General features: G+C 69.8%; 6 protein-coding genes and 2 pseudogenes. 3 read left to right on the top strand and 5 right to left on the bottom strand.

Features of this window, described 5'->3' with window-relative positions; all coding sequences use genetic code 11:
* Positions 1–751 (top strand): annotated as a pseudogene (locus JHN63_RS43805) (hydrolase); the annotation flags it as partial.
* A gap of 74 nt (positions 752–825) precedes the next feature.
* Here JHN63_RS43805 and JHN63_RS43800 read toward each other — a convergent pair.
* From JHN63_RS43800 to JHN63_RS43785, 4 genes are all read right to left on the bottom strand, one after another.
* Positions 826–2,337, bottom strand: coding sequence for an alpha/beta hydrolase domain-containing protein (locus JHN63_RS43800; RefSeq protein WP_234478591.1), 1,512 nt, complete (start codon positions 2,335–2,337; stop codon positions 826–828).
* A 44-nt stretch (positions 2,338–2,381) separates the two neighbouring features.
* Positions 2,382–2,990: a TetR/AcrR family transcriptional regulator gene (locus JHN63_RS43795; protein ID WP_200690708.1), complete on the bottom strand. Its 609-nt coding sequence runs from the start codon at positions 2,988–2,990 to the stop codon at positions 2,382–2,384.
* 106 nt (positions 2,991–3,096) lie between these two features.
* A complete protein-coding gene (locus JHN63_RS54465; protein WP_200690707.1) occupies positions 3,097–4,461 on the bottom strand; it encodes a HupE/UreJ family protein in 1,365 nt (454 codons plus the stop codon).
* Positions 4,462–4,502: 41 nt separating this feature from the next.
* Positions 4,503–5,783 carry a DUF3500 domain-containing protein gene (locus JHN63_RS43785; RefSeq protein ID WP_307782127.1) on the bottom strand — a complete coding sequence of 427 codons (1,281 nt, stop codon included), beginning with the start codon at positions 5,781–5,783 and terminating at the stop codon, positions 4,503–4,505.
* A 299-nt stretch (positions 5,784–6,082) separates the two neighbouring features.
* Here JHN63_RS43785 and JHN63_RS43780 point away from each other — a divergent pair, with 299 nt between their 5' ends.
* Positions 6,083–6,394 carry a hypothetical protein gene (locus JHN63_RS43780; RefSeq protein WP_200690706.1) on the top strand — a complete coding sequence of 104 codons (312 nt, stop codon included), beginning with the start codon at positions 6,083–6,085 and terminating at the stop codon, positions 6,392–6,394.
* Between the two features lie 425 nt (positions 6,395–6,819).
* Here JHN63_RS43780 and JHN63_RS43775 read toward each other — a convergent pair whose 3' ends face one another.
* Positions 6,820–7,344: a hypothetical protein gene (locus tag JHN63_RS43775; RefSeq protein WP_307782126.1), complete on the bottom strand. Its 525-nt coding sequence runs from the start codon at positions 7,342–7,344 to the stop codon at positions 6,820–6,822.
* Positions 7,345–7,535: 191 nt separating this feature from the next.
* On the opposite strand from JHN63_RS43775, the pseudogene JHN63_RS43770 reads away from it, so the two are divergent.
* Positions 7,536–7,716 (top strand): annotated as a pseudogene (locus JHN63_RS43770) (hypothetical protein); the annotation flags it as partial.

Genomic DNA, 7,716 nt, shown 5'->3' with positions numbered 1-7,716 from the left:
CATCTCCACCAGCAAGCCCGACCCCCTCGCCCAGGACTCCTCTCCCTCCTCCGACAAGGACTGGACCGGGGCGCTGTCGTCGTGGGGCATCGCGTTGCAGAAGACCGGTGACTACAGCCTCAAGACCGCCACCAGCGCGCTGACTTACGGGGGTTCGTCGGCGAACGACCTCTCGAACTTCGACACGCTCGTGCTGCCCGAGCCGAACATCAAGTTCACGACCGCCGAGAAGACCGCCATCATGAACTTCGTGAAGGCCGGGGGCGGGCTGTTCATGATCTCCGACCACACCGGGTCCGACCGGAACAACGACGGGTACGACGCGGTCCAGATCCTCAACGACCTGATGACGAACAACAGCGTTGATTCCACGGACCCGTTCGGGTTCTCCATCGACTCGCTGAACATCAGTTCCGGGTACCCGGCCGCCATCTCCGACAGCAGCAACCCGGTGCTGCACGGCTCCTTCGGTACCGTCACCAAGAGCCTGATCGCCAACGGTACGACCGCCACGATCAAGCCCGCCGACAACTCCGCCGCCAAGGGGCTGCTGTACCGCAGCGGTTACTCCGGCAACACCGGCGCCTTCTTCGCGACCAGCACCTTCGGGAGCGGCAAGGTGGCGTTCTGGGGCGACAGTTCGCCGATCGACGACGGCACCGGGCAGTCCGGCAACACGCTCTACGACGGCTGGAACGACACCGGCGCCACCAACGCCGCCCTCGCCCTCAACGCCACGGAGTGGCTCTCCTCGTGAGCCGACCGATCAGGCAGCACTGAGTGGACGGGCGGGCGCGGCTCCCGAGCCGCACCCGCCCCTCCCGTTCAGCCCCCGATGTCGGACCTCACCGCCGCCTCGACGAGGTCCGCCGCATCCGCCGGCCTGATCGTCCCGGCCGCGACGGCAGCCGCCGTTCGAGTGACCCACTGCCGCACGAACTCCGCGTGCGTGGGGTACAGGGCGGCAAGCTTCGCGCCGCTAAAGGGAGTTGTCGTACCGAACAGGAAGCAGAACTGCGCCGAACCCGTCTGACCCAGGCCCGAGAGAGCGGCGACCGGTGCGTCTACCGCGGGGGTGCGGACTCCGCCGGTGGCGTTGCCGTTGGCGTCCAGGACGAACGCCGGTGTGCCGTCACTGCCTGTGGTCACCTGTAGTTGAGGGGTCTTGGTCGGGGGGATGCCGGTCAAGACCCAGCTGCGCAGGGCGTGTTGGGCGGCGTCCATGGCGTAGTGCGCCGGGCCGGTGTTGATCGGGGCGGCGCAGGAGAAGCCGGGGGTGCCGGTCGGCGGGTCGAGCATGGTCCCCAACTCCCGCAGGCTGACCGCCCCGTCACCGGTGTCCGCCGCGCCGACGTTCGCGACGTAGTCGTCGGCGTGCGCGGTGCCCGCCACCTCCCAGAACCGTAGGCGCGCGGTGTCCTGTTGACGGGCCGTCAGGTAGCCCAGGAGCATCAGGTCCGTCTCCGTCTGTACGGTCAGCACCGGGACGTCCGTGTCGGTACGGAACCGTACGACCGCGGGGGTCGGCACGTCCGCCTGCGGCGCCTGCGAGAGCGCCGCCGCGAATCCCGCCCTGCTGTGGACGAGGAACCCGTCGTACGCGTGCGCCAGGGGCTGGACCGCGTCGATGTACGTCGTGAGGCGGAACGCCGACTGCGACTCGCCCTCGGCCAGCACCGCGCGCGGGTGGAGCCCGCCGAGGATCGTGGCCGCGGAGTCGCGGACCGCCTGTCCGGCCTGGGAGAAGATGTCGTAGGAGTAGCTGTCCCCCGGGTGGGACAGGGCCGCGTAGCGGACCGGGTCGGCGGCCCTGGTGGCGGCCACGCCGGTCGCCTGGGCGGAGACTCCGATCCAGGCGTAGCCCTCACGGATCAGTTCGTTGTGGGTGTAGATCCACTCCGGGGCCACGTCCAGGCCGGCGGAGACGTTGAGCCACTCCACCACGACCGTCCCGTTGAAACGGGCCGGGTTCGATGGCCTGTTCATGACAATTCTGGTCGTGTACGGCGCGGTGCTCGCGGGCGTCACGCTCCAGCGGCCGTCCGAACCCAGCGGCGCGGCCGAGGTGTAGGAGGTGGCCGTGCCGGAGAGGAAGAACTCCGACTGCCTGTATCCCACGCTCGCGAGGTCGAATGTCGTGCCCTGTAGGACGACTGCGCCCTTCCCTCCGGTGACCGGGCCGGTGACCGTCGCCGCACCAACCGTGTGCGCGGCCTGGGCAGTTGGCGCCAGAATTCCTAGGAATCCTAAGAACAGGCACGTGCTTGCCACGGCGGCCAGCACGGCACGCCGGCGACTTCGACTTCGGATCGGCGGCCGTTGTCTCGCGTCGTTCATGAGTGATGCCTCCTCATAGTTGATGCCTCACTGCGCTGTTGTCCCTACGGCTCCGGAAGCCCCGCCCGCACTCGCGCGAGCGCGTCGGCCGTCAACTCGGCCAGGTCCAGGCGGCCTTCGCTCTCCAGCCACATGAAGACCGCCAGCCGCAGGGCGTTCGCCACCACGACACCGGTCAGACGCGGGTACAGATCGCTGCGCGCGTCCGTTCCGGTGCGCTCGGCGATGACCGTGGTGAGGTCCTGGCCGAGCCTCTCGAAGATCGCCAGCTGGGAGCCCAGCAGGGACCGGCTCGCCATCACCATCCGTACCTTGACCGCCAGTTGCTCCAACTGCTCCGGCGGCAGGAACGCCGAGAACGTCAGCGCGTGCCGCAGCGACTCCCACAGTGGTTCGTCGGCCGGGCGGGCGCGCAGTCCCTCGGCGATGTACCCCATGCCGTCGACCAACTCGGCGACGATCGCCTCCTCCTTGCCGGAGAAGTAGTTGCGGAAGGTGCGCGGGGACACGTCCGCGGCCTCGGCTATCGCCTCAGCGGTGACGTTCTCCACCCCGCGCTCCAACGCCAGCCGCATCGCCGCGCTCGCCAACGCGGCGCGTGTCCGCGCCTTCTTGCGCTCACGTAGACCCGTCAGGCCTGTCTCCGCCGTCACGCCCCGGACCGTACTCCGACTTGCCGGATGGGAAAAGATGCTGGGCCGGCAAGTTTTTTGGACGGGGTGCGGGCCGACCCTCACGTGCTTCAGCCCGCACCCGCCGCTACGGAACTCTGGACAGCGCCGCTGCGGAGGCGGCGGGCTCCGTCGTCGTCGGCAGCTCCAACTCCGTTGGACCGCTCCCGCGTTGGCGGACGACCAGCGTCCAGCCGATCGCCGCGACCGCCGTCAACGCGAGGACCGTCAGCATCCCCGTCGTATGCGATCCGGCGCTGTCCGCCGCCCTCGCCACCGGGTTGGGCAGGCCGAGGCGGTCCGTCAGCCAGCCGATCGCCGCCGTGGCCGTGATCAGCGCGCCGGTCACCCGTAGCGCGGGCTGTACCCGGAGGCGGGCCAGGACCAGCAGTGAGGGCAACGCCAGGCAGACCAGCAGGAGTTGGACCAGTTCGATGCCCAGGTTGAAGGCCAGGAGGCTGGTCGCCAACTGGGTTGTGGACAGGTGCATTTCGGCGAGGACGAAGGAGAACGCCATGCCGTGGCCCAGGCCGAAGACGCCGGCCACCAGGGCTTCCTTGCCGGGGAAGAGAGGGCGAATCGCGTGGATCGCGCCCACCAGGATGCTGGCCGCTATGAACGCCTCCACCGGTCTGCCGGGGATCTCGAAGCGGGTCAGGGCAGTTGCGGCCAGTGCGACCGAGTGGCCGATCGTGAAGGCGAGGGTGATGCGGCCGATGCGTGCGAGTGCGGCGCGTGGGCCCGCCAGGCCGCCGTTCCAGCGGCCGCCCGCTGCCAACAGGGGGGCCGGCAGCAGCAGGATGAGCAGGAACAGGAGGTGGTCGGTGCCGGTGAGGATGTGGTTGCCGCCCAGTTCGAGCATGGCGACGAAGCCTCGCCACGCGCTGCCCTTGCCGAGGTCGACGGTCAGCGGTGGGACCTTCATGTGGCGGACGTCGAGGCGGATGGTGCCGACCTGGGTGGCGCCGTCGCCGGTGACCCGGCCGGCCGCCCAGTCCTGACGTACCGTCACCAGAGTTATGTGGGTGACTACTTGGTGCACGATCACGTCGTAGTCGAAGGTGAAGTGCCGTACGTCGGCGCCGGCGGGCGGGGTGAGTACGGCCTTGGCGACCAGCTCGCGGTACGGGCCGGTGGAGGTCTGTTCGGTGTGGCTGAGGCTCAGCGCGCCGATGGTGACCTGCCAGGCCTCCCCCTTGAGGGTGGTCGGGTGGATGTGGGCGGCGAGGTAGGTGCGGATCGCCTTCGACCTGGTGGGGAGGGCCGTCGAGGCGAGGGTGTTGAGGTCGATGCCGCTGGCCGTGGTGAAGTCGCCGACCGGCAGGGCCAGTTGTGCGGTGACCTCGTCCTTGTACACGTCGAGCTGGACCACCGAGTGCGGCATCGGGTGCGCGGCGGCCGGCGACGCTCCGAGCAGGAGCGTCGCCGGTACCGCGATCGCGATCCCGGCCACCAGGCGAAGTAGCGCTGTGGTCAGCCAAGTTCGCGGTCGGATCATGAGAAGGTGAACTCGCTGCCGTAGTCGCGGGTGTGGTCGCGGTACACGGTGTGGTAGTGGATCTGGTCGCGGTACACGACGCCGTTCTGGCAGACGAACTCGACCCAGACGCCGGGGCCGTCGATGCGCACGTAGTCGCCCTGGGTGTCGAGGGCGGTGGTGCCGGAGTAGGCCACGTAGGTCTGGTTCAGCTCGTGTTCGTACGTCTTCATGAGCTTCTTCGCGGTGGCGTCGTCCACGTTGGCGATCCAGGGGTGGATGGCCTTCAGGACCAGTTGCTTCTGCTTGGGGGACAGCGTGCTGACCTTGATGCCCTCCTTCGTCTCCGGGAACTGGCCGTCCTGGCCCGGGCCGAGGAGTACGTCGCTGAACGACTCGGAGAGCTTCGCGGTGGCCAACTGCTCCGTGTTCAGGCTGCCGGTGAGGGCGAGCAGGCCGTCGCGCATGGTCGCGAGCGGTGCGTACGTGGTGCCGTCGTCGTCCGTCCAGGTGGTGGGTTCGACGCCGACGAAGAACGGGCTGGCGCCTGCCACCTTGCCCTTCTTGTAGGTGAGGTCGAGGGCCAAGTGGTGGCCGCCGAAGTGCAGTTGCCAGGTGCCGGTGGTCGAGGGGGTGCCGAGGAAGGCGAGGAAGTAGACGCCGCTGCCGTAGCCGCCGAGGCCGCCGCCTCCGGTGCCGCCGGAGGGCGGGGTGCCGGTCGGGACGTCGGTCGGGGCGTCGGTGGCCGTCGAGGTGGGGGACGCCGTCGCGGACGGGTCCGCCGAGGCCGTGCTCGACGCGGTGTCCGACGGCGCGGGGCCCGCGGAGCTGGTGCTCTGGGCCGAGTTGAGCACGTCGTCGGCCTTGATGATCTGGGTGATCTGGTCGTACCCGGTGTTCTTGCCGGTGCCCGTGGCCAGCTTCAACACCTTCATCGCGGCGGCCAGTTGAGTGTCCGTCAGGGAGCCGAGCTGGATGCCGGGGCGGCAGGACGAGCCGCAGGGGAGGTTCGACCAGGCGGTGGCGTTCGCCTGCGAGAAGTCGAGGAGGGTGGAGGCCTGCTGGTCGGCGTCCAGGGTGTTCAGGAACTCGTTGGCCGCGCTGACCACGGCGGCGGTGCCGGTGGCCTTCTTGTCGACCGGGTGCTTGGCGCCCGCGGCCGGCTTGGCGGTTCCGGTGTCCGTCGAGGCATTCGCCACGGCGAAGCCGCCGCCGACCAGCACAATTGCCGTGACGGCTCCGGCTATCCCACGCCAGGTGCGTCTCGTACGCACCAGACGGGTTCTGTCCTTACTCACGAACGACTCCTTCGATTCCAGTAATTCCGGAAATTCCAGAACGGGGTGCCTGCCCGTCTGGGCAGCACTTGCCCATCTGGGCAGCACCCATCGCCGCTCGTCAGCGGGTGCGGGCAGGCTCGCGCGATTGTTGACAACATTATCGACGCTCTTACCGAAATCTCAATGGACCATCACGTAGATAAAATAAGTTTCAGGTTTCATAGCAACGGGACGCCAATTCAAAGAATTACCCTAAGCATTTGACAGGTTATCCTTGTCGCGCGAATTAGGGTTTCCTGCTACTGGAGAGGCACATCATGGCCAAGGTCCCCAGCGTTCCCGGCGCGGTCGTCGCCGCGGGCGGGCTCGTCGGTGGGTACGGCGTCGCCCGCTGGACGAAGAAGCGTCAACTGGGCGGGGTCGTACTGGCCGTTGCCGGGGCGACCGCCGCGCGGCAGTGGCACCAGCGGGCCGGCGGAAAGGCAGCCGGTGCGCTCACGGTCGCCTACGTCGCCGCGTTCGCCGGGTCCCACCCCCTGGCCAAGAAGGTCGGCGCGTGGCCGGCCGTCTTCGGGGTCGCCGGGGCCGTCGCGGTCACGTCGTGGGCGATCGCGGACCGACGCGACTGACTCCGTCGGCGACCGGGGTACCTGTCCCAACCGGCGCCCGGCGAGCCCGACTCGGCCGCCGGCCGCCCGCACCCCGGCGCGGGCCCCGTTGACCCGGCGCGTCCACCGCCCGCCCACACGCCCCATCCCGCAGGTCACCACTCCGCCGTCGCCCTCGTACCGTGGACGGTCGCCGACTGGCGCAACCGACGCGACTGACTCCGTCGGCAGCCGGAAGCACCTGCCCGGCGCCAGCCTCCGCCGCCTCGGTACGGTCACCACCCGGCGGGCAATCGGCGTGCCCGACTCGCCCGTCGGCCAACCGCACCCCCGCCCGGCACGAGACCCCACCGACCTGGCACGGCCACCACCCGCCGACCAAGAAACCCGGGCCCCGCACTCACCCTCGCGTCACGGGCGGTCGCCGACCGGCGCAACCGACTCCGTCAGCGACCGGAGCACCTGCCCCGCCCGGCGCCCGGCGGGCCCAACTCGCCCGTCGCGCTCACCCGTTGTCCCCACGAAGAGCGTCCGCTACGGCCCGCTCGGCAGCCGTGGGCCGACAGGACCCCCTCCGTCGTCTCCTCCTCCTCGTGCGGGCGGAAACGTCTCCCCACCGCCGACGCCACCAGCACCCCCGCGCCGATCACGAGCGTCGCGAACGCCCACTGTTGGGGCCATTCGGTCTCGTCGGGCCAGTTGGCGTAGCCCTCGGGGTGGGTGATGTACATCAGGCCGGCCGGGGGCACCGCCACCAGCAGCAGCGGCCAGGCCAGGTCGTCCCGGCGGCCGAAGTAGCCGGCCAGGAGCAGCAGGAGCAGTTCGAGGACCAGCGCGCCCGGGGCGGACGCCCCCGTCCAGGTGACGCAGACGAAGTACGCCGCCGACGCGAGGGCGGCGCCGAGTGCGCGGGTCAGCCAGCGTTCCGGCCAGGGGCGGGTCCGCAGGGGGCTCAGCAGCTTCTCGGTCATGTGTACGAGGGTTCCCTGCGGGCCGGGGCCGCAACAGAGTACGAGTACTCAGATAGTCAGAGATCCGGTAGTCAGAGATCCGGCGACCTAGGCACGCTCCCCATGCCAATCGCCCCTTGCCGATCGGCCCATGTCGATCGCCCTATGCCGACGGGATCACGGGAGGCGGCGGTACCGGCGGGCGCGCGGGGATGGACGCGCTGCTCGTCCCGCCGATCGCGGCCATCCCACCGATCCTGGCCGTCCCGCCGATCCTGGCCGAGGTGCCGATCCCGGCCGAGGTGCCGATCCCGGCCGTGCCAATCCCGGCCGTACCGATCCCGGCCGAGGCGCCGACACCCGCCCTCGTCCGCACCCGCACCCGCACCCGCA

The organism is Streptomyces sp. MBT65 (assembly GCF_016612545.1).
Classification (GTDB): Bacteria; Actinomycetota; Actinomycetes; order Streptomycetales; family Streptomycetaceae; genus Streptomyces.
The sequence above is the reverse complement of the archived record's forward strand: the minus strand, read 5'-3'. Positions and strand labels throughout refer to the sequence as shown.